Here is a 25,614-nt window from a genome sequence, read left to right on the forward strand (position 1 = left end):
GCGGACGTGTCGGACGACGAGAGCGCCAAGGACGGAGACCACGATGCCGAGGATCACGGCCTTGTCGCCGTCGATCACCGGGTAGTCGGGGTTGCGCGGCTCCATTCTGGATCAGGTAGTCGACTGAGGGGAGATCAGGATGACCGAGGCGCTGTACACGGCGGAAGCCCACGTCGCCGGTGGGAGGAACGGCCGCGGGCGCACGTCCGACGGACGGCTGGACGTGGATCTGCGTCAGCCGAAGGAACTGGGAGGCGACGGCAGCGGGACCGACCCCGAGCAGCTCTTCGCCGTCGGGTACGCGGCCTGTTTCGGCACGACGCTCGCCCTGCTCGGGCGGCGCGCGAAGGTCGAGGCGGACGACGTGGAGATCGACTCGGCGGTCTCGCTGATCCCGGTCGACGGCGGGCGCTTCAAGCTCGGCGTGGAGCTGCGCGTCTCGCTGCCGTCGCTCGCCGGGGAGCAGGCGGCCGAACTGGCCAGGACGGCACATCAGGTGTGCCCGTACTCCAACGCCACGCGCGGCAACGTCGACGTGGCACTGGTGGTCAACGGAATCCGGCTGTGACGAAGCGCCCCGCGCTCTCCCGAGATGGGAGAGCGCGGGGCCCTCGATCAGCCCTCGACGCGGTGCGAGGCCCAGAACGACGTCAGGTCCGTCGAGCCCGCCGCGGCCTGTGCCGCTGCCTTGAACTCGGCGGTCGTCGAGACGCCGTACCAGTGCGACTGGGCGTACGACTTCAGCAGGTTCGCCATCGCCGTGTCACCGATGAGCCGCCGCAGGTCGTGCAGCGTGCACTTGCCGTAGTTGTAGATGACGGTGGAATAGCGCGAGGAGTGCGCGTCCCAGTACGCCATCGAGTTGCTCAGCTTCTCCGCGCTCGACTGCCAGGTGATGCCGCAGCCGCTGCCGGTCACGCCCCGGTAGAGGTCCGTGGCGTAGTCGGTGAAGCTCTCGTCGAGCCACGGCGAGTTGTACTCGTCGTTGCCCACGATCCCGTAGAACCACTGGTGCGCGATCTCGTGCGGGAGCGCCACGTTCGACACCAGGTCGAGCACGAAACCGGGGTACTCCATGCCGCCGAACCAGAAGTTGTTGTCCAGCACGACGTCCAGCTCCTGGTACGGGTAGTCGCCGAACCGTCCGGAGTGCACGTCGAGGGAGTCCTTCGCGAGCGTCAGCATGGAGTTGGCGTTCGCGCTGGAGATCCCGCTCGTGCTGTACACGTTGACCTTGAAGCCCTTCGGCGAGGTGCCGGAGATCTTCGTGAACGGGCCGGCGCCCCACGCGAACTCGCGAACCTTGGCCGCGGTGGCGTGGGTGATCGTGTTGCTGCCGCTGACCGTCTCGGTCGACGTGCCGGTGGCGGGCGTGAGCAACGACGTCGGGTGCGTGAGGGTGACGTCGAAGTCGCTGATCACGGCGTAGAACGACTCGCCGTTGTTGGTGTACGGGTCGAGGTGCCAGCCCGCGCCGTCGCGGACCGCCAGCACCGGCAGGGCGTTGCCGATCATGTTGTACGCGCCGTCGTGGCCGAACCGGTCGGCGCCGCTCGGGACGACGATGCTCAGGTCGAACCCGATGGTGCCGGACTGTCCCTGTGCCAGTGGTGCGGGCAGGGTGATCTTCAACGCGGTGCAGTTCACGCTCAACGCCGACGGCGTGCCGCCGGTGACGTTGGTGACGGTGATCGGCGTCGACGGGCAGCTGCCGTGGTAGTTGTCCCAGAGCCGCAGGTACACCTCGGGCAACGCGGTCGGCGCGCCGTTGGTGAAGGTGACCGACTGGTGGCCGGTCCAGGTGTCGCCGGCGGAGTTGGACGTGAGGCTGACCGTGTACTTGGGGTTGGTCGGCGTCCGCGTGCCGTCCGGTGGTTGCTGCGTGCCCACGGTCCACGTGAAGGTCGCGCTGCCGCTGTTGCCGGCCGGGTCCTTGGCCGTCACGGTCACGCTGGACGTGCCCGCGGTCGTGGGCGTGCCGGAGATCCGCCCGGCCGCGTCGATCGTCAGCCCGGCCGGCAGTCCGGTCGCGCTGTAGGTCAGCTGGTCACCCTGCGGGTCGGTGGCCTGGATCTGCAGCGACACCGCCTGGCCGGTCTGCGAGGTCTGGTTGCCGGGGTTGGTGACGGACGGGTTCTGCGCGCTGCCCGCCGTGGTGAGCGCGAGGTCGTCGAGCAGGAAGTTCGTCACCAGGCTGACGTCCTCGGTGCCGGTGATCTTGAGCGTCACCGTCTGCCCGAGGTAGGCGGACACGTCGATGGTCTTCTGGACGTAGCCGGTGTTCTTGTCCAAATTGGAGTAACTGGCGACGGTCGTCGAGCCGATCTGCACCGACAGCTTGTCGTACTGGGTGCCGGTGGTCGTCTCCTTGGTGTCGATGTGCAGCCAGTACGTCAACGTCGCCGAGGTGCAGCCGGCCGGCAGGGTGACCGACTGCGACAACGTGTCCGTGTGCGTGGTGCCGTCGCCGCCGAGCCAGGCGACCTGGGTGCCGCCGTGCGCGGGTTCCGCGGTCGTCCCGGTGGAGATCACGCCGGTGGTCTGGGTCCACGGCGAGGTCCCGTTCTCGAAGCCGCCGTTGCCGATCACCTGGTCCCCGCACGCGGCGGCGAACGCCGGCGTGATGGGGGTGGTGAGACCGAACAGGGCGGTGACGAGCGCGAGCGCGGCAGGGAGCGCTCTTCTGGTCATCGGAGGAGTTCCTTTCTGCAGGGGCAGGCAAAGGGTCATCCGATGGGAGGGCGTCGAGCAAGGACCGGCTGTTCACTGGGAACGAAGAAGACCGTTTTATCCTGCGGTGTCCCGGAAAAACCCCGTACACCGATGAGTTTCGCGCGCCTCCTGGGTCGGTATGGATGAAGAGTCCGAACAGAGGAGGTACAGCCATGAAGTTCATCACGATCGGATATGGCTCGCGCGAGGACTACGACCGGATGGATCCAGTTGTGCGCGACGAGGCACACGCGCACGACCAGCGCCTGCGAGACGCGGGTGCGGAGATGGGCATCGCCGGTTCGCCCGTGCAGGTGCGCAACCACGACAACGCCGGTACCGAGGTGGCGGAAGGGGCGTTCCTGCGGTCCGACCTGCCGGTGGCGGGATTCTCGATCATCGAGGCCGAGTCGGTGGACGAGGCGATCAAGCTCGTCGCGAACACTCCGTGCGCGGTCGGTCACGGAGTGGTGGAGGTGTGGCCGCTAGAGCAGTGGTGACCTGTCACCGACAGACCACTTGTGGCCGAACGGATCCGTGAACCCGCCCTGCCGGTGGGTACCCCACGGAACCTGATGGTCCACGACCGCCGACCCCTGGACGGCCCCGGCCGCGACGGCCCGCGCCACGAGGCCGTCCGGGTCGTCGGTGAACACCTCGACGCGGACACTCGTGATCCCACTGGGACTGGTTTCCGCGGGATTGTCCGGATTGACCTGGTGGACGAAGAATGCGGCGCCGCCGAGCGACAGACCGGCGACACCACCGAGGTTCCACAGCTCCGTCGCGCCGAGCGCGGTCTGGTACCAGGCGACCGCGGCGTCGGCGTCCGGGACGATCAGCATCACTGAGATCACCGGTTCTGGCATGGTGCCCAGCGTGCCGGATCAGGTCACAGATCGCTGAGCAACCAGGCCACGTCCCGCACCAGCGCGTGCCGCCAGCCGACTCGGTCGTGCCCGGCGGGGGAGCGGTTCACCTGCACGGTCGCGCCGGCTTTCACGGTCAGTTCCTCCACGGCTTCACAGTGGCGGTGCATCTTCGGCTCGTGCTCACCGACGTCGAACGCGACCTTCAGCCCGGACAGGTCACGGTCGCGCAGGCGTTCTGCCGTGTCGCCACCGGCCGGACCGTTGAGCGAGATCCCGTGGCCTGGCAGGTCCCGTGCCCACCAGAAGGAACCCGACTGGCACGCCACCCGCGACACGAGATCCGGGAAGTCCAGGGCCGCGTTGAACGCGCTGAGCCCGCCGAGACTCTGGCCCGCGACGACGAACTGCGCGGAGTCCACAGTGACGCCATTGGTTGCGAGGAGGGGCAAGAGCTCGTCCTGAATCGCCTGCCACAACGCGGGATCGCCGTACTCGGTGTCGCGATCCCGTGGTGTGGGCAGGAAAACCAGGGTCGGCATCCGGTCGGCCAGCGCCGACTCGAACGCGGTGATGGCCGGGTGCGCGTACATCCAGTCGTCGCCGTCGAGCAGCAGCACGACGGGCGCACCGGCCTGGTGCACGCGAACTGTCCTGCGCCCCAACGTGCCGTTCCACCGGATCCGCAGCGACGGCAGGTCGAACAGCTCGTCCGGCCCGACGACCGGCCAGTGCGGCTGCGGGTCGAGGTCGGGGGTCGAGAGGATCGACCGGTTCGGACCTGCCGCTGAGGGATTCGACGGATCGGCGTGCTCGTCTCCGTCGGCGTCGACGAAGTGGTACGTGACCCGGAACCGTTCGGGCAGCTCGACTTCGGCGGACCAGAGATCGCCGCCCTGGTGCTGGAGCTCGACCGCGTCGAGCGAACTCTCGAACACCACGGTGGCCGGGCCGCCACGCCAGTCGAACCTCATCGGGCCACCGCCAGCTGGTAGGAGGAGTCACGGCCGAGCAGCTCGCGGTGCGTGCCCTCACCGGTCACCGCGCCGTCGTCGAGCACGATCACCCGGTCGGCCACGTCGAGCAGTGCCGGGCTGCTGGTGATCACGACCGTGGTCCGGCCGCGCCGCAACGCCGTGACGTTGCGGGCGATCAGCTGTTCGGTCACCGCGTCCACGGCCGTCGTGGGGTCGTGCAGCACCAGGATTTCCGGGTCCGCGGCCAACGCACGGGCGAGTGAGAGCCGTTGGCGTTGGCCGCCGGACAGGTTCGCACCGCGGTCGCGCACGGCGTAGTCGAGGCCGTCGGAGTGCAGGGCCACGACGTCGGTGAGCATCGCGGCTTCGACGGCTTCCTCGACCAGCGTGCTCGTGCCGGACGGATCGACGTTGTCCCGCAACGTTCCCGCGAACACCTCGTGGTGCGACGGGTTGACCAGCAGGTGCGTGCGCACGCTCTCGATCGTCAGCGCGGCGATCTCCTGCTTCGCCACCCGCACGACACCCGAGTACGAAGATGGTGGCACGTCAACGGAAAGCACCGACGCCAGCTCGGCCGCGGCCTGCGGCTGGTAGGCCGCGATCGCGACGAACTCGCCAGGTCGCACCGAGAACGTCAAGTCCCGCAAGGTCCCGTGCGTCAGCGCCTTGACCTCTAGGCCGCCATCGGGACCGGGAACCTCCACGCCCGGCGTCATGAGCGGTGGCGCTGCCAGGACCAACGCCATCCGTTCGGCCGAGGCGCGCGCGATCATGACGTACTTCGGCATCTCCGAGAACAGCTTCAGCGGTTCGATCAGGAACTGCGCCAGACCGACCGCCATCACCAGCTCGCCGATGCCGATGGTGCCCTGGAACGTCAGGTACCCGGCCCACAGCGTCACCGCCGCCGCCAGCAACGAGTTCAGCGCCAGCGAAGCACCCGCGTAGACGCCGTTGACCCGCGCCACGACGATCGACTGCTTCTTGGCCTCGGTGCTCACCCGCCGGTAGGCCTGGAACGCCGCGTAGCTGCCGCCGAACCCGTGCAACGGCCGCAGACCGGCGATCAGGTCGGACACCTTCGCGCCCGCCCGCGCGACTTTCGCCTGCTGCACTTGGGTGCTGGCGCCGATCCGTCGTGACATCACGCTCAGGACACTGAGAATCGCTGCCGTGCCGACGAAAACCAGCACGCCGAGCGGCACGCTGATCACCGCCAGCACGACGCCGGTGATCACCACCGACACCAGGGAGCTGACCAGCAGCGGCACCACCTCGATGATGTCCGCGGTCTGGTCGGCGTCCTCGGTGGCGATGGTGAGCACCTCGCCGGACTTGAGGCCGACGTCGCGCGCCACCGGTTGCAGGCCGCGGTCGGCGACCTCGACCCGCCACCGGTGCGCCTCGGTCGTGTTCGCCTTCTGCAGGATCCGCATGCCGAACCGCCACGAGTACGACACGGTCGCCATGACGAGCCCGAGCGCCAGCAGCGCGAGCCCCAGCGAGCCGAGCCGCCCGCCGCGCAACGCGTACTCGACGATCACGCCGAGCAGGATCGGCACGGCGGTCTCGGCGGCCTGGTACGACCCCATCAGCAGGGTTCCGGACGCCATCGCGCCGACGTTGCGGCGCAGGGCGATCCGGAGAACGTCCTGGCCGGTGCGGACTTCAGTGTTCGTCAACGTGGCGCGCAATCGCTTCGGGGGTGGACAGGGCCAGCAGGTCGCGGATCGTGACCACGGGACCGAACTCGCGGCGCAGCAGGCCGATCAGCCGCACCGCGAGCATCGAGTGCCCGCCCAGCTCGGTGAAGCCGCTCGCCATGCCGACCTCGTCCTCGTCCAGGTCGAGCGCCTCGGCGAACAGCTCGCGCACCAGCGTCTCGGTCTCGGTCAGCTCCCGCGCTTCCTGCCGCACGAGCGTGCCGAGCGGCCGGGCCTCTGGCAACGCACTCGTGTCGGCCTTTCCGTTGACCGTCAAGGGGATCGCGTCCACCGCCGCGTAGTGCGAGGGCCGCAGGTAGTCCGGCATGCCCGCGCCGACCTCGGCCGCGATCGCCGGGATGTCCGCTCCCGGTTCGAGCACGAGGTAGGCCGCGAGCCGGTACGCGCCGTCGACCTGCGGGTCGGACTGCGCGACGGCGGCGACGAACCGGACGTCCGGGTGCGCGGCGAACCGGGCCTCGACCTCGCCGAGCTCGACGCGGTGACCGCGGATCTTGACCTGCTTGTCCGTGCGGCCGAGGTAGAGCAGGTTGCCGTCGGGCCGCCTGATCACCAGGTCGCCCGTGCGGTACATCCTTTGTCCTGGCACCCAAGGGCATGCCACGAACCGTTCCGCGGACTGAGCGGGCTGGCCGAGGTAGCCGCGTGCGATTCCCACGCCTGACACGTAAAGCTCGCCCGCGACGCCGTCCGGCACGTGCCGCAGCCACGGGTCGAGCACGTAGACGTCGGTGTTGTCGATCGCCACGCCGACCACCGGGTCGACGCAGTCGAACGTGCCGACGCCCAGCGTGTTGATCGTGTACTCCGTTGGCCCGTAAAGGTTGTAGCCGACCGTGCCCGGTGTCCCGGCGAGCAGCTCCCACAGCGTCGGCGTGACGGCCTCCCCGCCCAGCAGCACGAGCGCCGGCTTGTGCTTGCCGAGCAGACCTTCGGCCACCAGCTGCTGTGCGTAGGTCGGCGTCACGTTGATGACGTCGATCTCGTGCTCGGCGCAGTACTCGACCAGCCCGGTGGCGTCGCGGCGCAGCTCCTCGTCGCAGATGTGCACCTCGTGGCCGTCGGCGAGCCAGAGCAGCTCCTCCCACGACATGTCGAACGCGAACGAGACGGTGTGCGCGATCCGGAACGTCCGGTGCCCGTGCTCGGCCAGCACCGGTTCGAAGATCCGCCGCTGGTGGTTGACCAGCATGTTGGTCAGGCCCGCGTACTCGGTCACGACGCCCTTGGGCTTGCCGGTCGAACCCGAGGTGTAGATCGTGTAGGCCGCGTGCTTGAGCCGGTCGGGGTCGTCGGGGGAGAACGTGATCACCGGCTCGGCGTGCGGCCACGGCTCGTCCAGCTCGAACGTCGGACCCTGGATGCGCGGTGCCACCACCGAGGTCGTGATGATCAACGCCGGCCGCGCGTCGTCGATGATCGCGGCGATCCGCTCGTCCGGGTGGTCCAGCTCCAGCGGCACGTACGCCGCACCACACCGCAGGATCCCGAACAACGCGACGACCCAGTCCAACGAGCGCGGCACCGCGATGGCCACGAACGTCTCGACGCCGATTCCGCGCGAGCACAGCACCCCGGCCAGATGACGGCTGCGATCGCGCAGCTCCGCGAACGTCATCGTCTTGCCGTGCGCGACGAGAGCGATCCGATCCGGGTTGCGGTCGGCGGCCTCGTCGAACAGGTCGACGACCGTCTTCGTGCCGAAGTCGTTGGGGGCGTTCAGCTCCGGCATCGGCCCGGTGCCGCGGACCGCTGCCATCGGGCCGTCGGTCGTGGCCAGGTCGTCGAGGACGCGCAGGTACTCGGTGAAGAGCCGGTGCGCGGTGGTGGGCTCGGTGATCGCGGGCCGGTACTCCAGCTTGACCGTGAGCTGCCGGCCCGGCGTCACCACCCACGTGAACGGGTAGTGCGTCGAGTCCTCGAACTCGTGCGCGGTGATGTGGTTGATCGTGTTGAACTCGACGAACGTGGTGTCGTCCAGGAAGTTCTGCAGCACGAACAGGCTGTCGAACAGCTGGTCCTGACCGCTGGCGCGCTGGATCTCGCCGAGCCCGGCGTGCTCGTGGTCCATCGCGTCGACCCTGCAGCGCTGGACGCCTTCGAGGAACTCGCCGACGCTGTCGTGCGGCTTGGCGTTCACCCGCATCGCCACGGTGTTCAGCAGGACGCCGACGATTTCCCCGGTGCCTTCCTCCTCGCGGCCGGACACGGTCACGCCGAACACCGCGTCCGCGCGCCCCGTCTCGCTGCCGAGGAGGAGGCCCAGTGCCCCGGTGACGACCGAGTTGAGCGTGACGCCGTGCCTCTTCGCGGCGTCGCGCAGCCGGTCGGACTGCTCTTCGCTGAGCGTCGTGGTGATCTTGACAGGAAGCGTGTCCGAAGTGGACGGTCCGGCGAGCAGGGTCGGTCCGGGCAGGTCCTTCAGGTACCGGGTCCAGAACTGTTCCGCCGCTGCCGCGTCCTTGGCCTTGAGCGCACGGGTGTAGGCCTCGAAGCTCGGCGCGGGTGTGGTGTCGAGCGGGTCGCCCGCCAGGATCGCCCGGTAGGCGTCGAAGAAGTCGCGCAGCACGATCTCGCGCGACCAGCCGTCCCACAACAGCAGGTGGTGGCTGAAGAGCAGCGCGTCCCGGCCGTCCGGCAGCCGCAGCACGGCCATCCGCACGAGCGGCGGGTCGGTGAGGTCGAAACCGGTCGCCCGGTCCTCGTCGCGCAGCGCGTCCACGGCCTCGCGGTTGAGCACGTCGACGACGCCGACCTTGACGGTTCGGCCTGGCGCGAGCACCTGGACCGGTTCGCCGTCCTCGGTCTCGAACCCGGCGCCGACGACGGGGTGCTTCGCGATGACGTGCGCCATCGCCTGCTCCAGCGCCGGCACGTCGAGCCTGCGGTCGAACGTGAAGCAGCTCTGCGCCACGTAGTGCCCGGCTTCCCCGGCCAGCTCGGCCTGGAAGTAGAGGCCCTTCTGCAACGGCGACACGGGCGCGGTCCGCCGTGCCGTGGTCGCGACGTCCGCGATCCGTTCGAGTGCGAGCAGCCAGCGTGCCGCGATCTCGTCGGACACGTCGCCGGTGAGTGCGAACGTGGCTCTGAGGCTGCCCGTCGTGGTGTCGACCCACGCGTTGACCTCGACCGCGTACGGGCTCGGCCCGGTGTGGCCGATGTGCAACGCCTGCGACTCGCTGCCGCGGCCCAGGTAGTTGAACAGCACCTGCGGCTTAGGGAGCGCGGCCAGCACGGGCGCGGTCTGCGGGTTGAGGTACCGCAGCTGTCCGTACCTGACGTGCTGCTCCTCGTCCGGCTGCTTCCTGGTGAGCTCGCGGGCGGCCTCGACCGGGTCGGTCTCGGCGCTGAGCCTGACCGGCGCGATGGAGGTGAACCAGCCGACCGTGCGGGTGTAGTCGTGGTCGTCGTGCAGCGGCACGCGGCCGTGGCGTTCGAGCTCGATCACCAGATCCGTCGGCGTGCCCTGGATCTCGGTCAACGCCGTCCGCAACGCACCCGCGAGGAGTTCGGTGAGACCGAGGTTCAGCGCGGTCGGCGCGGTGTGCACGACGCGGTCGGTGATCCCGGCGTTGAGGTTGACCGTGATCTCGCGGATGTCCGACCTCTGCGGGGTGAGGACCGGGGCGTCGAGCGCTTCGATCCAGCGGCGCAGGTCCGGGGTGTGCTGCGCGCCCAGGGTCAGGGCGTCGGCGTAGTCGCGGAACGGCGTGGTGGCCGGCGCGAGCTGTTCGCCGCGCATGGCCGCGGCCAGGTCGTCGAGCAGGATCAGCCAGGACACCGCGTCCACGGCGAAGTGGTGCACCACGACGACCAGCGTCTTGCTCGACTCGACCCAGCTGAACGCCGCCATGACGCCGGCCTCGGGGTCGAGCCGGCCCGCTGCCTCGTTCGCGACGGTCTGAAGATCATCAGAACTGTCAGACCCGCTTGAGATGATTGGAGTGGGGACCCGATCCCCCCAGGGGGCCTGCCAGTCGGGATCGATTCCGAGCGTCCACACCCCGTCGGTGACGGTCAGCCGCATGCTGAGGGCCGCGTGTGCCCGCACCACGGCCTCCGCGGCGCGCCGGGCGTCGGCCAGGCTGGCGCAGGGGAGCCGGCGAGCCTGGGCGAACGTCCGCAGCGAGCCGCCCAGTTCCCGTTGGCGCAGCACGATCGCGGTCGGCGGGACCGGGCCGTCCTGCCGCGCCACCGCAGCGGCGACCGGCGCGGCTCGCACGCCGAACTGAGCGGCCAGCGCGCGCGGAGTCTTGTGCAGGAACAGGTCGCGCGGCGCGAACCGCACGCCGAGCGCGCGAGCCCGGTTCACCACCCCGATCGCGATGATCGAGTCGCCGCCGGCCGCGAAGAAGTCCGTGTCTGCGTCCACTGTGGACCCCGGCAGCGCGGCCGCGAACACCGAGACGAGCGAGGCCAGCGCGGGAGCGTCCGAGGGCACCACGTCAGGCGAATCCGCGGAGTCGCGGGCCCGTTCAGCCAGTGCCCGGCGGTCCAGCTTGCCGTTGACGGTCAGCGGCAGCGCGTCCAGCAGCAGAACGCGTTGCGGCACCATGTGCGCCGGCAGCGTCCCACCGACGAAAGCCAGCACATCGGTCGCAGGCGTACCCACCACGTGCGCGACCAGGTGGTCGGCGGAGTCCGCCACCGTCACAGCGCAGTCGACGACTCCGGGAACGGCGAGGATCGCCGACTCCACCTCGCCCAGCTCGATCCGGAAGCCCTTGAGCTGCACCTGCAGATCGGCCCGCCCGAGGAACTCCAGCTCGCCGTCGAGGTTGCGCCGCGCGAGGTCACCCGAGTGGTACATCCGCGAACCGTCGCCCGCGAACGGGTCCGCGACGAACCGGGACGCGGTCAGACCAGGGCGGCCGTTGTAGCCCAGGGTCACCTGCGGGCCGGCGACGTAGATCGTGCCGACCTGACCCGGCGGCACCGGCCGCAACGACGAGTCGAGCAGGTAGCACCACAGCCCCGCGATCGGGCCGCCGATCGGGCTGACCTCCTTGTCCAGCCCGAAATCGAGCGAGTCCAGCAGCCGGTACGTGGTGTGCACGGTGGTCTCGGTGATGCCGTACATGTTGACCAGCTCGGGCCGGTCCGGCCCGTACCGCCCGACCCAGCCGCGCAACCGGCCCAGATCGAGAGCTTCACCGGCGAAGATCACCCGGCGCAACGCGGTCAGCGGCTCCGGCGAGTGCAGGTCGGCGTCGATGAACTGGTAGAACGCCGACGGCGTCTGACACAACACAGTCACACCGCGGTCGAGCACGAGCTTGCGGAAGTCGACCGGCGAGCGGGTCAGGCTGTGCTCGGGCACGACCAGCTGGCCGCCGTGGGTCAGCGCGCCCCAGAGCTCCCACACCGCGACGTCGAACGAGTAGGTGTGGAACTGGGTCCAGATGTCGGCCGGACCGAAGGACATCTCGGGCGCGGTGTTGACCAGCAGCGAGACCACGTTCTCGTGCGAGACGACGACACCCTTGGGGCGCCCGGTCGAACCGGACGTGTAGATCAGGTAAGCGGGGTGCCGCCAGTCGGTCTCCGGCTCCACGAACGAACCGGACACCACGTCGCCCACGCTCAACGCCGTCGCCGTGACACCGGCACGCGCGAGCATGGCCGAGAAACGCGCCTCCTGGCCCGGTTCGACGAACGCGACCTGCGGCTGGGCGTCGGCGAGCACGAACTCGAGCCGGTCGTCCGGGTAAGCCAGGTCCAGCGGCACGTACGCGGCACCGGCCGAGACGACCGCGATCAGCGCGACCACCTGGTCCAACGAGCGCGGCAGAGCGACGGCGACACGGGTGTGCGGGCCGACGCCGTGCGCCTGCAGCGTCGCCGCGAGCCGGTTCTTGGCCTCGAAGAGCTCGCCGAACGTCAGCGACTCCGAAGACCCGTCGAGACGGCAGAACGTCACAGCGGTGGCGGCGGGATCACGCGAAGCCGCGCGGTCGAACAGCTGCGCCAGCGTCACCGGCTCGATGTCCGCCCCGGCACGCGTGTCGGTCAACGCGGGCACCGGAATCTCGGAACCGCCGATCAGAGCCAGCAAGGTGTCGGCGAACGCCCGCACGATCCGCTCGGCACCAGAAGACCGCACCACGGCCGTGTCGTAGATCAGGTTGAACCGCAACGACCCGTCGAGGTGCCGCTGAACCTCCAAAGTCAACGGGTAGTGCGGCGCACCCTCGTTCACGACCTCGGCGATCTCGAACCCGTCAGCCGTGCCCAGCAAGGACTTGTCCAGAGCGATGTCGAACACCACGAGCGTGTCGAACGACGCCTGCCTCCCGATCCGGGTCAGCGAGACGTGCTGGTGCGGCAGCACGGCGGTCTGGTGCCGCCGCACGGAAGCCAGCAGCTCCGCAACCGAAGTGTCAGCAGACCATTGAGCACGCACCGGAATGGTGTTGATGAACAGGCCGACCATCTCGGAGATGCCCGGCACGTCCGCGTCCCGGCCGGACACAGTGGACCCGAACACGACGTCAGTGCTTTCGAGGATCGCACCGAGCGTCACGGCCCACGCGCTGTGCACCGCGACGCTGAGCGACACCCCGGCCGTGCGCAGCAGGTCGTCGAAGCCCGCGGGCGCGTCGACAGCCGTGTCCTCGAACCGCTTCGACGGCTCGTGCCCCTCGACGGTCAGCGACGGGCCGGCCAGGCCCTCCAGTTCGGCGGCCCAGACGCGGTCGCTCTCCGCGGCATCGGCGGAGACCAGCCAGCGCACGTAGTCCGCGTAGCTGCCCCGCGGGTGCACCGAACCCGGCGCGTTGTACTCGGCCAGCAGAGCGCGCAGCATCGGCGGCACCGACCAGCCGTCCGCGATGATGTGGTGCACGGTCTGCACCAGCACGTAGCGACCAGGCGCGGTCCGGATCAGCGTGAACCGCATCAGCGGCCCGCGTGCGAGGTCGAACCCGGCGACGCGGTCCCGTTCCGCGAAGGCCTGGATCTCCTCGCCGCTCATGCCCTGACCGTCCACAGTGGAGAACTGTGGCCGCACCCCGGACTCCAACACCGACACGACCCGCCCGTCGGCCAGCGACACGAAGCGAGCCGCGAGGTTCGGGAAGAGCTCCAGCAGACGCGTCGTGGCGGCCTCCAGCCGGCGTGCGTCAACGGTTCCGGTCAACGTCAGCAGCTGCTGCTCGACGTACCGGTGTGCGGACGAGTCGTCGAACACCGAGTGGAAGTAGAGGCCTTCCTGCAAGGGGGTCAGCGGCAGGACGTCCCGCAACGCCGGGGAGTCCAGCGCGTCGACGTCGGCCTGGGTGAGCGGCACCAGGTCGAAGTCGCTGGGGGAGTGGCCACCGGTGCCGAGCTCCGCCAGGCCTGCCAGCGCGGCGACGAAGTACTCGCCGATCTTGGCGGTGTCGGCGTCGGTGAAGACCCCGGACGGCCACGAGATCACCGTGACCAGTTCCAGCTCGCCGTCTGCGCCGGGTTCGGCGGAGGCGTTGAACTCCAGGGCGCGCGGCAGCCGCATCGCCGGGTCGCGCTTCTCGCCGAGCTGACCGGCGTTCTCCGCGAGCTGCCACTCGCCGGTCGTGCCACCGGAGAACCGGCCGAGGTAGTTGAACAGCACCTGCGGGCGCGACGCGTCGAACCGCTCGTCGTGCAGGTACTTCAATGCGCCGTAGGAAACGCCGTTGCTCGGCACCCGCGCCAGATCTTCCTTGACCCGCTTCAAAGCCGTCGCCAGATCGCCCGAACCGGGATCCACGGTCACCGGGAACAGCGTGGTGAACCAGCCGACCGTGCGCGACAGGTCGGGGTCGCGCGGCACGAACCGGCCTTCGCGGCCGTGCCCCTCCAGCTCGATGTGCGCGAACGTCTGGTCCTGCCCGTTGTCCCGCCGCCAGCGGGCGAGCGCGACCGCGAGCCCGGTCAGCAGCACGTCGTTCACCTTGGCGTGGAACAACGCCGGCACATCGCTCAGCAACGCGGCGGTGGCCCGGGAACCGACCGTCACGGTCCGGACCTGTTCGCGCGCAACGACATCGTCATCGGTCAGCTCACGCCGGCCGAGCAACTGGTCCACGCCCGGCAACGCGCGCTCGTAGTACGCGCGGTCGGCCGAGAACGAGGCCTGCTCCAGCAACTGGGTCCAGCGCCGGAACGAGGTGCCGACCGGCCGGAGCTCCACCGCGGCGCCGGACGAGACCTGCTGCCACGCAAGGGCGAGGTCGTCGAGCAGGATCCGCCAAGAGACACCGTCGATCACCACGTGGTGGATCACGAGCACGAGCTGCTGAGCCTGCGGCCGCCAGACCGCGCGCAGCATGATGCCCGCGTCCGGGTTGAGCCCCTCGGTCGCTGCCTCGACGCATGCTTCCAGCGGAGCGTTGCTCTCGTCCCACAACGCATGCCCGTCCGCCGGAATGTCGAACGACCACCGCTCGCCCCTGACGAGCCTGGCGCGCAACATGTCGTGCCGCGCGACCACCGCGTCGAGGATCCGCGTCAGCGCCTCCGCGGTCAGGTCTGCCGGCGTGTTCACCACGACCGACTGCACGAACCCGTCGACGGCGTCCGTGGTCTCGCCGAGCCATTGCACGATCGGCAGACCCGCCACCGGGCCGGTCGGCACGTCGTCGTGGTCGACAGCGGCGCCTTCGCGTGACGCGACAGCGGCCAGGGCACGCGGAGTGCGGTTCACGAAGATCTGGGTGGCGGTGACGAACACGCCCTCCGCCCGCAACGCCGACAGCAGCGAGATCGCCAGGATGCTGTCGCCGCCCAGCTCGAAGAAGTCCTGGTCCGCGCCGACCTGCTCGACGCGCAGCACCGACGCGACGGCCGCGCAGATCACCGCCTCGTCGTCGTTCTCCGCAACGGTGATCGGCCCGGTCTCCACCACCGGCTCGGGCAGCGCGCGGCGGTCGAGCTTTCCGTTGGCGGTCAACGGGAACTCGTGCATCACCACGACGTGCGCGGGCACCATGTACTCGACGAGGTGCTCGGTCGCCCACTGCTTCACGGCGTCCGAGGTCAGCGACGGGTCGGACGGCACGACGTAGCCCACGAGGTAGTTGCCGCCGGCGGAGTTCTTGCGCACCACGACACAGGTGTGGCGCACCTGAGGGTGCTCGGCGAGCGCGACCTCGACGTCCTCCAGCTCCAGCCGCATGCCGCGGATCTTGACCTGGTTGTCGACCCGGCCGAGGAAGTCGAGCGACCCGTCCGGTGCGAACCGCGCCAGGTCACCGGTCCGGTACAGGCGCGAGCCGTCCGCCGCGAAAGGGTTCGCGACGAACCGCGAGGCCGTCAGACCGGGAGCGTTCACATAGCCGCGGCCCAGAAGGAACCCGCCGATGTACAGCTCGCCGCCGACGCCGGGCGGGCACGGCCGCAACCGGTCGTCGAGCACGTACAGGTCGGTGTTCGGGTTGGCCTTGCCGATCGACGTCGACAACCGCTCGGCCTCGCCGCGGTAGATCACGTGCGAGACGCCGATCGTGGCCTCGGCGGGGCCGTAGCCGTGGTACATCGGGATGTCGAGCTGCGTGCGGAACCGTTCGTACAGCTCGGGTGTGAGCACCTCGCCGCCGCACCACACGTGCCGCAGGCTGGCGAGCTCGCCGTCGCCCGCGATGTTCAGCAGGACGTCCAGCATTGACGACACCAGGTACACGAACGTCACGCGGTGCCGGGCGATCGTGGCCAGCAGGTGGTGCGGGTCGCGTTCGCCGCCGGAGCGCACGACCACGGTCCGGCCACCGCACACCAGCGGCAGGAAGATCTCGTTGACGGAGATGTCGAACGACAGCGGCGCCTTGAACAGCGACGCGTCCGAGTGTCCGAAGTGGAGGATCTGGTGCACCTGCCACAGCAGGCGTTCGCTGATCGCCTCGTGCCGGATCATCGCGCCCTTGGGGCGGCCGGTCGAGCCGGACGTGAACATCACGTACGCGAGCTGCGCGCCGGCGATCCGCACTTCGGTGGGTTCGCCCGAACACTCCGCGAAATCCCAGGAATCCAGGTCGACCGCGACGGCGTCGGGCTCGTCGTCCTGACCAGCGCCCAGAAGTAGGACGACTTGAGCGTCGGTGATCACGGATGCGCGCCGGGAGGCCGGCCACTGCGGGTCGAGCGGCACGAACGCGCCACCGGCCTGCAGCACGGCGAGCAGGCTGACGATCATCTCGGCCGAGCGGTCCAGCGAGATGCCCACGACCTGCTCGGCGGTCAGGCCCTGCGAGAGCAGAAAGCGAGCCAGCTGGTTGGAACGGGCCAGCACCTCGCCGTAGGTGAAGGCGCGGTCGCCGTCGTTGATCGCCACGGCGTCCGGTCGCAACGCCGCTTGAGCGCGGAACAGTTCGACGATGCTCGGTCGTTCGCGGGGGAACTCGTTGTCGTTCCAGCGGTTCAGGTCCGCGAGCCGCTCGTCCAGCGTCTGCGTGGTCAGCGTGCCGATGGCGCGATTGGGGAACTCGGCGAGGTCGTCGAGCACCCGCTGAGCCGCCCCCGCGTCGATCCCTGACGGCAACGGAATTCGCCAGCCATCAGCATCTTCGACCACGTCCGACTGCTGCCCCTTGTCGGCCCACACGAGCAGATCTCCGAACAGCGTCGCGGGCGAGAGCTCCAGCCCGTCGACGATCAGCGAGGGGTCCGCCCAGTGCGTCAGCGCCACCGCGCTCGCGACGGCGATGGTCCGCTGCGGGTACTCACCGGCACGGCGCCGAACAGAGGCGATCCGGTCGGTCGAAAGCAGCACCTGTTCCATGAAGGTGAGCCTAACCTAAGTATTCGCGGAACCGAATCGCCAAGCAGCCCAAAGTGCCGCGTAACGCCCGTCACGCGCCACAAGTTCGTCGTGAGTTCCCTGTTCCAGCACACGACCTGCGTCGAGAACGGCGATCCGGTCCGCGGCGATGGCCTGCGTCAAGCGGTGTGCGACCAGCAACGTGGTGCGGCCACGGCAGGCCGCGAGCGCGGCTCGTTCCAGCGCGGCGGCACCCTGGCTGCCCGCCTCGGCCGTCGACTCGTCCAGCACGACGACGGGGGACCGGCCGAGCACCAGGCGGGCCAGCGCGATCTGGGCGATCTTGGTCACGTCGAGGCGTTCACCGCCCTCGCCGACATCCGTGTGAAGGCCCTGCGGAAGCGCTTCGACCCACGCGTCCGCGCCCACCGTGCGCAGCGCGGACATCAGCTCGTCCTCGGTCGCATCCGGTGCGGCCAAACGAAGATCCTCGGCGAGCGGACCGGCGAAAACGTGCGCTTCCTGAGTCAGGATGCTGACCAGCGCACGCGCCCCGGCCTCATCCACTTCAGCGAGATCTGTCGGCCCGATGTGCACGGATCCGGTCAGCGGAGTCCCGGTTCCCGCCACCAACGCGGCCAGCGTCGTCTTGCCCGCGCCGGTCGCACCGACCAGCGCCAGCGACGTCCCCGCCGGGATTTCCAATGAGATGTCCGTCAGCACGTCGTGCTCGGATTCGGGGTAGCGGAAGGAAAGTCCGCGCACGGAGACCGGAAGTGGTTGTGCGTCACCGTCGACCGCCACCGCGCTGCGCACCAGTGAGTCGCCGTCGGACTCCGACAGCACACCGACGAGACGCGTCAGCCCGGCACCGGACTTCTGCGCCTCGTCGAAGAACGCCATGATCAGGCCGAGCGGCACGAACAACTTGTGGAACAGCAGCGCGGCAACGGAAACCTGACCCAGCGAGGACTGCCCGTTGGTCACCAGGAAGTAGCCGACGACGATGATCAGGCCGAGCCCGATGAACTCGGCGCGGTTCTCCCGTCCGATGAAGCGGCCGAAGAACCGGAACACGTCGATGCCGATGTTCCGCACTCGCCACGACTCCGCGGTCACCTTGTCCCGGAACGCGTTCTCCAACCGATAAGCGCGCACCGTCGCTATGCCGTCGAGGCCGTTGATCAACGCCTGCGCGCGATCGGCCTGGGCTTCGGAACGGGCGCGGTACAAAGGCTGTGAGCGAGGCAGATACCACCGCAACGCCAACGCGTATGCGGGCAGCGCACAGGCACCCGCGAGACCGAGCCGCCAGTCGAGCCCGAACATGCCGGCGGTGGCGATGACGACCAGGACGGCCGCCGAGAAGATCGTCGGGATCGCGGTGCGGAAACCCTTGGAGATGACGGCGACGTCGTCACCGACGCGCGACAACACGTCACCACGGCCGACCTGTTCGATCCGTGCGCTCGGCATCCCGAGCACCGCGCGGACAGCGCCTTCCCTCAGGCGGGCAAGCATTTCCGCGCCGACCCGGCCGACGAGGTAGGTCGAGACCGCGGTCATCACCGCCCCGGCCAATGCCGAGACGACGGTCGCGATGCCGATCGACCAGAGGATCGAAACGTTTCGACCCTGCACGATCCCGTCCACCACGGTGCCCAGCAGGAACACCGGGACGATCTGGAGCACCGCTCCCACCACCGTCGCCAGCACGGTGGCGATCGGCAGACCCGGAGCGGACCGGCAGTGGTCGAGCACCCAGCGAAGGGCCTCCCGTCCGGTGGCCGTGCGCAGGATGGCCACGGTGATGCTCACAAAGACCCCTCGAAAGTCAGCGAGTACGTCCATGAACGGCGCATTCATGGACCTCACGTCCATGAATACGCCGTTCATGGCTCAGCCGGTGGTCTTGGCGGCCTTCGCCAGCTCGTCGATCGCGTAGGGCAGGGACGGCAGGGTGGCCTGCGAGATCGCGGCGCCGATCGCGGGGCCCTCGCTGTCGAGCAGCCAGGAGACCTTGCCGGCCTTGACCGCAGGCAGGTTCGCGAACAGCGGGAAGTTCTTCAGCGCGTCCGCGTCCGCCTTGTCGGCGATCACGAAGATGCGGTCGGTGTTGATCAGGTCGATCTTCTCGGGCGAGATCTTGGTGGAGAAGTCGCCCGCCGCGAGCTCGTCGATCTTCGTGTTGCCCTTGAAGCCGATGCCGGTCAGGAGCTGACCGCGCACGTCGGTGGTGGTGAACGGCACGATCGCGTCCTTGTACCAGGTCAGCACGGTGGCGGTCTGGTTCGCGAAGTCCGGGTTGGCCTTCTTGACCTCGGCGAGCTTGTCGTCGAGACCCTTGATCAGCTTCGCGCCCTCGTCACCCTTGCCGACCGCCTTCGCGATCTGCAGCACGTTGTCCTGCCACTTCGCGCTGAAGGGCTCCTTCTCCTCCTTGGTGCGGCCGACCACCGGCGCGATCTTGGACAGCTTGTCGTACCACTCCTGGGTCGCCTCGGAGTAGACGGCGACGATCAGGTCGGGACGCAGCTGGGCGATCTTCTCGAAGTTCGGCTCGGTGTCGCCGTTCTTCATCACGACCTCGGGCGTGGCCGAACCCCACTTGTCCTTCACCCAGGCCCACTGGGTGTTGATGTCGGGCTTGGTGCCCTCGGGGTTCGGGTACTGGTCGATCATGCCGACCGGGACGACGCCGAGCGCGAGCAGCGTCTGGTCGTCGGTGTAGCCGAGGGACAGGACGCGCTTGGGCGCTTCCTTGATCTCCGTCGTGCCGAAGAAGTGCTCGACCTTGGTCGGGAACGTGCCACCGGCAGCGTTGTTCGCGCCAGGCGTCGAGGCCGGAGTGGAGGAACCACACCCGGCGAGGACGGAGGCCCCGACGATCGCGGCTGCTGCCACGGCCGTCACACGCTTCCAGGTCATGGCTGTTCGCTGGCCCATTCGGCACCTCTTCGTTCGCTGCCCACGCGGCGGGGAAATTAGGACAGGCGAACCTTATCACCCGGTTAGGACAGGCTAACCTAGGCGTTCGTCACGCTTCGGCGTCACGTGCGTCCGTCCGATGGGAACGATCAAGGGGCGCTCGCTGACGGGGTCGTCGATCACCTTCGCCTGCAGGCCGAACGTGTCCAGCAGCAGGTCGCTCGTGATCACCTCGCTCGGATGTCCTTGAGCGACAATGGATCCGGCCTTCATCACGATGAGGTTGTCGCTGTAGCGGACCGCGAGGTTCAGGTCGTGCAGCACCATGACGATCGTGCAGCCGCCCTCGTGCAGGTCGTCGACGAGGTCGATCACGTCGATCGCGTGCGCGAGGTCCAGGTAGGTCGTCGGTTCGTCGAGCAGCAGCAGGTCGGTGCCCTGGGCGAGCGTCATGGAGATCCACACGCGCTGCCGTTGCCCGCCCGAGAGCGAGTCGACGGGACGGTGGGCCAGGTCGGCGACCCCGGTCATCTCCAGCGAGCGCGCGACGATCCCCGCGTCGTCGCTGGACCACTGCCGGACCCAGCTCTGGTGCGGGTGCCGGCCGCGCGCGACCAGGTCGGCGACCGTGAGCCCTTCTGGCGCGATCGGGGCCTGCGGGAGCAGACCCATCTTCTTCGCGACGTCCTTGGTCTTGAGGCGCGCGATGTCGTGGCCGTCGAGCAGCACGGTGCCCTGGCGCGGTTTGAGCAGCCGGGACAGCGTCCGGAGCAGGGTCGACTTGCCGCAGCCGTTCGGACCGATGACCGTGGTGATCACGCCGGTCGGGATGGAGACGTCCAGGTTGTCGAGGACGACGCGGTCGCCGTACCCGACCGTGACGCCGTCGGTACCCAGTCGGGCGGCATCGTTGCGGAGCGCGGTCATAGGTCAACCTTCTTCACGTTCTGGCGCACGAGCAGGTAGACGAGGAACGGGCCGCCGATGATCGCCGTGACGATGCCGACGGGCAGGTCGTTCGGCAGCACGGTCCGTGCGATGAGGTCCGAGCCGATGAGCAGCAACGCGCCGAACAACCCCGACGCGATCAACGGCGGCACGGGGGAGCGCAGCAGCCGCATGGTGATCTGGGGAGCCACGAGTGCCACGAACGGCACCGGGCCCGCCGCGGAGACGGCAACACCCGCCAGAAGAACAGCGCACAGCAGCAGCACGGCACGTACGGCCGAGTAGCGAACACCGAGACCAGCGGCCACGTCGTCGCCGAAGTGCATCGGCTGCATCTGGAACGACACGACCAGGACGACGACGACCAACGCGATGGTGACCCACAGCGTCGTCCACACCTCGGTCCACGACCGCGAGTCGAGCGACCCGACCAGCCACGACTGCGCGCGGGCGACGTCGCGGATGTCCGCCAGCACCAGCAGCCAGGTCGTGAGCGCCTGCATGACCGCGCTGACGGAGACGCCGATGAGGATCAGCCGGAACCCGTCGATGCCCCGCCGCCACGCCAGGAAGTACACGAGCAACCCGGTGAGCAGCCCGCCGGTCAACGCCGCCGCGGGCAGTCCGACCGCGCCGGTGACCGCCGCGCCGCCGCTGACCGTGACGAGGAAGACCGCGGTCGCGCTCGCGCCACCGGTGATGCCGAGAACATCGGGGCTGGCCAACGGGTTGCGCGCGATCGACTGGGTCAGCGCGCCGGAGATCCCGAGCGCGACGCCGACGATCAGGCCGATCAACGAGCGCGGCATCCGCAGGTCCATGATCACGAACTCGTCGACCCGCTCGCCCTGGCCGAAGATCGTCCGGAACACCGCGGGCAGCTCGACCGTGAAGTCGCCGACCGAGATCGACACGCAGAAGACCAGGAACGTCAGCGCGGCCAGCACGACCGTCACCAGCACCATCCACGGCCGCCAGACCCAGGACCAGCCACCGACCCGAACCCCGGAATGCATTTCTGTGGTCGTCATGCCTGCCTGAACTTCCCGAGCCAGACCAGCGCCGCGAAGAACGGGGCGCCGATGAGGGCGATGACGATGCCGGCCGCGAGCTCACCCGGCAGCACGACGAGCCGTCCCATGACGTCGCCGCCGAGCAGCACGAGCGCGCCGAGCAACCCCGCGCACGGCACGAGGAACCGGTAGTCCGGCCCGGTGATCCATCGCGCGATGTGCGCGACCATCAGTCCGAGGAACGCGATGGGCCCGCACGCCGCCGTGGCCGCCCCCGCGAGCAACGTGACCGCCACGACGCCGATGGTCCGGCCCGCCGCGATGTTGACGCCCAGCCCGCGCGCCACGTCGTCGCCGAGGTTGAGCAGGTTGATCGTGGGGAGGTTGACCAGCGCGAGCACCAGCCCGGCGGCCACGAAGACCGCGGCCACGATGATCACGTTCCACCCGATGCCCTGCACCGAGCCGGCGTTCCAGTACCGCAGCACGTTCAGGGTCAGCTTGTCGCCCATCGCGATGCCGACGGTCATCGCGGCGAGGAACACCGTGACGCCCTGGCCGGCCAGGGCGAGGGTGAGCGGGTTGCCCGCCCCGCGCCCGAGGCTCGACAGCCCGAACACGAGCACCCCGGCGCCGGCGGCTCCGATGAACGCGAACCACATGTACTGGAGGGGGTTCTGCAGCCCGAACACGGACACCGCGAGCACCACGGCGAACGACGCGCCGGAGTTGACGCCGAGCAGGCCGGTGTCCGCGATGGGGTTGCGGGTGTGCCCCTGGATCAACGCGCCCGCGACGCCCAAGGCGAGTCCAGCGACGATCGCGAGCACCGTCCGCGGGATGCGCAGCGTCTGCACGATCAGGGTGATCTCGGTGAGCCGCTGATCGGTGCCGGGGTCGCCGAACAGCCCCTGCCACACCTCGGCGGGGGAGAGCGACCGGGCACCGATCACCAGCGACAGCACCGCGGCGACGGCGAGCAGCGCCACCAGGACCACCAGCCCGCGCAGCCGCCGGGGGCTCGCTCGGACCGGTGCGGGATCCAGCCCGCGTTGCTCCACCACGATGCTCACGACGGGCTACGTTAGCTTCCGCCGCCTGTGTGTACCTAGGGCACCCTTACCTAACTGTTCGTGACGCGGGTCTCGATCGCCCGCACGGTCTTGGCGAGTGCGCCGCCGAGAACCTTCTTGCCGAACAGGCCGAGCACGACGCCGAGCAGGCGGCCCTTGAGGTTCTTGCCCTCGCGGACGACTTGAGCGTGCACGACGGTCGTTCCGTCGGCCTGCTTCGTGAACGTGTAGGTGTGACCGGATTTGCCGCCCCACACGTTGGAGTCGGTGGTCGTCAGGACGACGTGGCTGAGGTCGGACCAGTCGTAGTGCAGGCGTTCCCAGATGCCGCCGGAACCCTCGGTGACATCGGCGAAGTTCTCGCCCTGGTCGTGCACCTTCAGGAACTCGTCGGCGCTGTTGGGGAAGAGCTGCGCGCGGCCGGGACCGAAGTCGGTGAGGCCCGCGACGAACTGCTCGGGGGTGGCGGTGGTCTGCTGGTTCAGGGTGATGGTTGACATGGCACCAGGTTGCCGGTCCAGGGTGCCTGTTCGCGCCAGTGAGGAACCCTGGTCGTCAGGACCCCGGGGTGACGTGGATCTCCGCGAGCTGCTTGCGCACGTGGTCGGCTTCGTCGTCGCGTCCCTGCTGCTCCAGCATCCGCAGCCCCTCCTGCCAGACCCTCGCGGCCTGGTCGTTCTGCCCGAGCGCGAGGTGCGGGTGGCCGAGGCTGATGAGGATCTTGGCGGTGGTGTAGTCGTCGTTCTCGGCCCGGTACAGCTCGATGGCGTGCTCGTAGAGGGTGATCGACTCGGTGTGGTTGCCGAGCTGGTACTCGATGCGGGCCAGCGTGGAGACCGCGGTGGCCTCGCCCTGCCGGTCGCCGAGCTCGTGCAGCAGGTTCAGCGCCTTCGTGGCGTGCTCGCGGCCCTGCCCGGTGTAGCCGATCTCCGCGGCGCAGTAGCCGATGTTGTTGTGCGCCAGCGCGATGAGCATCTGGTTGCCGTTCTGCTGGTAGTGCGGCAGCGAGGCGCGGGCGTGCTCGAACGCTCGCTGGTACTCCGCCCGGCTGACCCACAGCCACGCCAGCGTGCCGTGCGCGTCGGCGAGCGGGAGGGCCTCGCCGACCTGTTCGGCCAGTGCGAGGGCCTGGTCCAGGTGGTGCAGCGCCTCGTCGTAGCGCTGGACCTGGCCGAGGCTGCTGCCCATGATGCGGTGCGCGACGACCCGGTCCATCGGGTCATCGGCGGCGTTGATCGCCGTCTGCCACATGGCCAGCTCGTCGTCGAGGTGGCCCCGGTGCTGGTTGTACGCGTGCGAGACCCTGGCCAGCAGCACGACCTCGTCGTTCCAGCCGCGCTGGGCTGCGGCTTGCTGGACGGCCTGGCGCGTGCCGCGTTCGGCGTCGAACCACGCCAGCGCGCCCGCTTTGTCCTGCGCCGGAGTGATCTCGGGGTGCGTCCCGAGGGTGATCAACGGCCGGTGCGGGTCGATCACCCGGTCGTTGGCGTGCGCGGTGTGGACGTGGTGGTCGACGAGCCTGCGCAGGGCTTCGTCGCCGTCGACGTGCTTGGCTCGTTCCGCCGCGTAGGCCCGGACCAGGTCGTGCATTCTCGCGCGGAAGCCACCGGAGATCGAGATGAGCGAGGCCTGTTCCAACGACCGGAGTGTTGTTCGCGCGTCCTCAGTGGACATTCCGCCGAGGCTCGCAGCCGCGCTCAGGTCGATGTCCTCGCCCGGCGCGATTCCCAGCAGGGCGAACATCTTCTTCTGGCTGTCGGACAGCGCCCGGTACGACCAGGAGAGCACGACCGGCACGCTGACGCTCGGGTCCGCGTCGAGCGCGCCCAGCCCGAGCTCTTCGAGCTGGCGGGCGATGGCGGCGAGCGACAGGTCCGGTTCGGTCAGCACGCGGGCGCCGACGATGCTCAACGCCAGCGGCAGCCCGCCGCACAGGTCGATCAGCCGCGCCACCGCGAGAGGTTCGGCGTTCAGCCTGGTCGCGCCGATCCTGGTCGCCAGCAACGTGCCGGCGTCCCGGTCCGCGAGCACGTCCAGACCGACCGGCCTGATGCTGCCCGGCAACCGGTTGCGGCTGGTCACGAGCACCTTGCAGGTGTCGCCGCCGGGCAGCATCGGGGTGACCTGGGCGGCGTCGACGGCGTTGTCGATCACCACGAGCAGCCGTTTGCGCGCGACCAGCCTGCGGAACAGCGCGGCGCTCGCGTGCGGGTCGGCCGGGATCCGTCCGGCGTCGAGACCGAGCGCGTGCAGGAACCCGCGGATCGCGGCGTCCGGTTCCATCGGCGTCTCGTCGGGGCTGAACCCGCGCAGGTCCACGAACAGCTGGCCGTCGGGGAAGCGGTGCAGGTTCCGGTGCGCCCAGTGCAGGGCGAGCCACGTCTTGCCCATGCCGCCCGCGCCCGCGATGGCCGCCACACCCGTGCGCACGGCGTGGTCCAGCTCGGCCAGGTCTTCCTGCCTGCCGACGAACTGCGCCGGCGCGGACGGCAGCTGGCGCGGAATCGCGGTGGGTGCCTCCTGGTTGCAGAGGAGGAGTTTTTCGTGCAGCCGCTTGAGTTCCGCGTCCGTCGCCGGGGACGGCCGGCTCTACCTGCACACCAACCACAACGCGCCCCGGCAGCGCCTCTGCGTCGCCGACCCGGAGCACCCC

14 protein-coding genes are annotated in these 25,614 nt (G+C 69.4%); 2 read left to right on the top strand and 12 right to left on the bottom strand.

Annotated elements, in window-relative coordinates; translation table 11 throughout:
* The first annotated feature begins 139 nt into the window (after nucleotides 1–139).
* Nucleotides 140–568: an organic hydroperoxide resistance protein gene (locus ABZX92_RS34410; RefSeq protein WP_355568805.1), complete on the top strand. Its 429-nt coding sequence runs from the start codon at nucleotides 140–142 to the stop codon at nucleotides 566–568.
* Nucleotides 569–615: 47 nt separating this feature from the next.
* On the opposite strand, the gene ABZX92_RS34415 is transcribed toward ABZX92_RS34410, so the two are convergent.
* On the bottom strand, nucleotides 616–2,691 hold the full coding sequence (locus ABZX92_RS34415; RefSeq protein ID WP_355568808.1) for a putative Ig domain-containing protein: 2,076 nt from the start codon (nucleotides 2,689–2,691) through the stop codon (nucleotides 616–618).
* Between the two features lie 194 nt (nucleotides 2,692–2,885).
* Between ABZX92_RS34415 and ABZX92_RS34420 the strand changes: the two genes are divergently transcribed.
* Nucleotides 2,886–3,212, top strand: coding sequence for a transcription initiation protein (locus ABZX92_RS34420; protein WP_355568811.1), 327 nt, complete (start codon nucleotides 2,886–2,888; stop codon nucleotides 3,210–3,212).
* Here ABZX92_RS34420 and ABZX92_RS34425 read toward each other — a convergent pair.
* From ABZX92_RS34425 to ABZX92_RS34475, 11 genes are all read right to left on the bottom strand, one after another.
* Nucleotides 3,198–3,581, bottom strand: a complete 384-nt coding sequence (locus ABZX92_RS34425; protein WP_355568813.1) for a VOC family protein — start codon at nucleotides 3,579–3,581, stop codon at nucleotides 3,198–3,200. The genes ABZX92_RS34420 and ABZX92_RS34425 overlap by 15 nt on opposite strands.
* A 23-nt stretch (nucleotides 3,582–3,604) precedes the next feature.
* Entirely contained in the window at nucleotides 3,605–4,555 is a 951-nt protein-coding gene (locus tag ABZX92_RS34430; RefSeq protein WP_355568816.1) for an alpha/beta hydrolase-fold protein, read from the bottom strand.
* Nucleotides 4,552–6,243: an ABC transporter ATP-binding protein gene (locus tag ABZX92_RS34435; protein ID WP_355568819.1), complete on the bottom strand. Its 1,692-nt coding sequence runs from the start codon at nucleotides 6,241–6,243 to the stop codon at nucleotides 4,552–4,554. Before ABZX92_RS34435 ends, ABZX92_RS34430 begins: the two co-directional genes overlap by 4 nt.
* Nucleotides 6,230–17,020 (bottom strand): amino acid adenylation domain-containing protein, encoded by a 10,791-nt coding sequence (locus ABZX92_RS34440; RefSeq protein WP_355568822.1) that lies wholly within the window; start codon nucleotides 17,018–17,020, stop codon nucleotides 6,230–6,232. Before ABZX92_RS34440 ends, ABZX92_RS34435 begins: the two co-directional genes overlap by 14 nt.
* 15 nt (nucleotides 17,021–17,035) lie before the next feature.
* On the bottom strand, nucleotides 17,036–18,817 hold the full coding sequence (locus tag ABZX92_RS34445) for an ABC transporter ATP-binding protein (RefSeq protein ID WP_355568825.1): 1,782 nt from the start codon (nucleotides 18,815–18,817) through the stop codon (nucleotides 17,036–17,038).
* Between the two features lie 81 nt (nucleotides 18,818–18,898).
* Nucleotides 18,899–19,927 carry an iron-siderophore ABC transporter substrate-binding protein gene (locus tag ABZX92_RS34450; RefSeq protein WP_355568828.1) on the bottom strand — a complete coding sequence of 343 codons (1,029 nt, stop codon included), beginning with the start codon at nucleotides 19,925–19,927 and terminating at the stop codon, nucleotides 18,899–18,901.
* Nucleotides 19,928–20,020: 93 nt separating this feature from the next.
* On the bottom strand, nucleotides 20,021–20,854 hold the full coding sequence (locus tag ABZX92_RS34455; protein ID WP_355568831.1) for an ABC transporter ATP-binding protein: 834 nt from the start codon (nucleotides 20,852–20,854) through the stop codon (nucleotides 20,021–20,023).
* Nucleotides 20,851–21,906, bottom strand: a complete 1,056-nt coding sequence (locus ABZX92_RS34460; RefSeq protein ID WP_355568834.1) for an iron ABC transporter permease — start codon at nucleotides 21,904–21,906, stop codon at nucleotides 20,851–20,853. Before ABZX92_RS34460 ends, ABZX92_RS34455 begins: the two co-directional genes overlap by 4 nt.
* Nucleotides 21,903–22,961, bottom strand: coding sequence for an iron ABC transporter permease (locus ABZX92_RS34465; RefSeq protein WP_355568837.1), 1,059 nt, complete (start codon nucleotides 22,959–22,961; stop codon nucleotides 21,903–21,905). The genes ABZX92_RS34460 and ABZX92_RS34465 overlap by 4 nt, the downstream gene beginning before the upstream one ends.
* 50 nt (nucleotides 22,962–23,011) lie before the next feature.
* A complete protein-coding gene (locus ABZX92_RS34470; protein ID WP_355568840.1) occupies nucleotides 23,012–23,461 on the bottom strand; it encodes a hypothetical protein in 450 nt (149 codons plus the stop codon).
* Between the two features lie 55 nt (nucleotides 23,462–23,516).
* Complete coding sequence (locus ABZX92_RS34475; protein ID WP_355568843.1) at nucleotides 23,517–25,391, bottom strand: tetratricopeptide repeat protein; 1,875 nt, start codon at nucleotides 25,389–25,391, stop codon at nucleotides 23,517–23,519.
* Nucleotides 25,392–25,614: the final 223 nt, after the last annotated feature.

Origin of the sequence: Lentzea sp. NPDC006480, assembly GCF_040611995.1 — a bacterium.
Lineage (GTDB): Bacteria > Actinomycetota > Actinomycetes > Mycobacteriales > Pseudonocardiaceae > Lentzea.

Coding starts and splice junctions, on each gene's coding strand:
- ABZX92_RS34425 (WP_355568813.1), bottom strand. CDS start 3,581: ATGCCAGAACCGGTGATCTCAGTGATGCTGATCGTCCCGGACGCCGAC.
- ABZX92_RS34450 (WP_355568828.1), bottom strand. CDS start 19,927: ATGACCTGGAAGCGTGTGACGGCCGTGGCAGCAGCCGCGATCGTCGGG.
- ABZX92_RS34420 (WP_355568811.1), top strand. CDS start 2,886: ATGAAGTTCATCACGATCGGATATGGCTCGCGCGAGGACTACGACCGG.
- ABZX92_RS34470 (WP_355568840.1), bottom strand. CDS start 23,461: ATGTCAACCATCACCCTGAACCAGCAGACCACCGCCACCCCCGAGCAG.
- ABZX92_RS34455 (WP_355568831.1), bottom strand. CDS start 20,854: ATGACCGCGCTCCGCAACGATGCCGCCCGACTGGGTACCGACGGCGTC.
- ABZX92_RS34415 (WP_355568808.1), bottom strand. CDS start 2,691: ATGACCAGAAGAGCGCTCCCTGCCGCGCTCGCGCTCGTCACCGCCCTG.
- ABZX92_RS34440 (WP_355568822.1), bottom strand. CDS start 17,020: ATGGAACAGGTGCTGCTTTCGACCGACCGGATCGCCTCTGTTCGGCGC.
- ABZX92_RS34410 (WP_355568805.1), top strand. CDS start 140: ATGACCGAGGCGCTGTACACGGCGGAAGCCCACGTCGCCGGTGGGAGG.
- ABZX92_RS34460 (WP_355568834.1), bottom strand. CDS start 21,906: ATGACGACCACAGAAATGCATTCCGGGGTTCGGGTCGGTGGCTGGTCC.
- ABZX92_RS34430 (WP_355568816.1), bottom strand. CDS start 4,555: ATGAGGTTCGACTGGCGTGGCGGCCCGGCCACCGTGGTGTTCGAGAGT.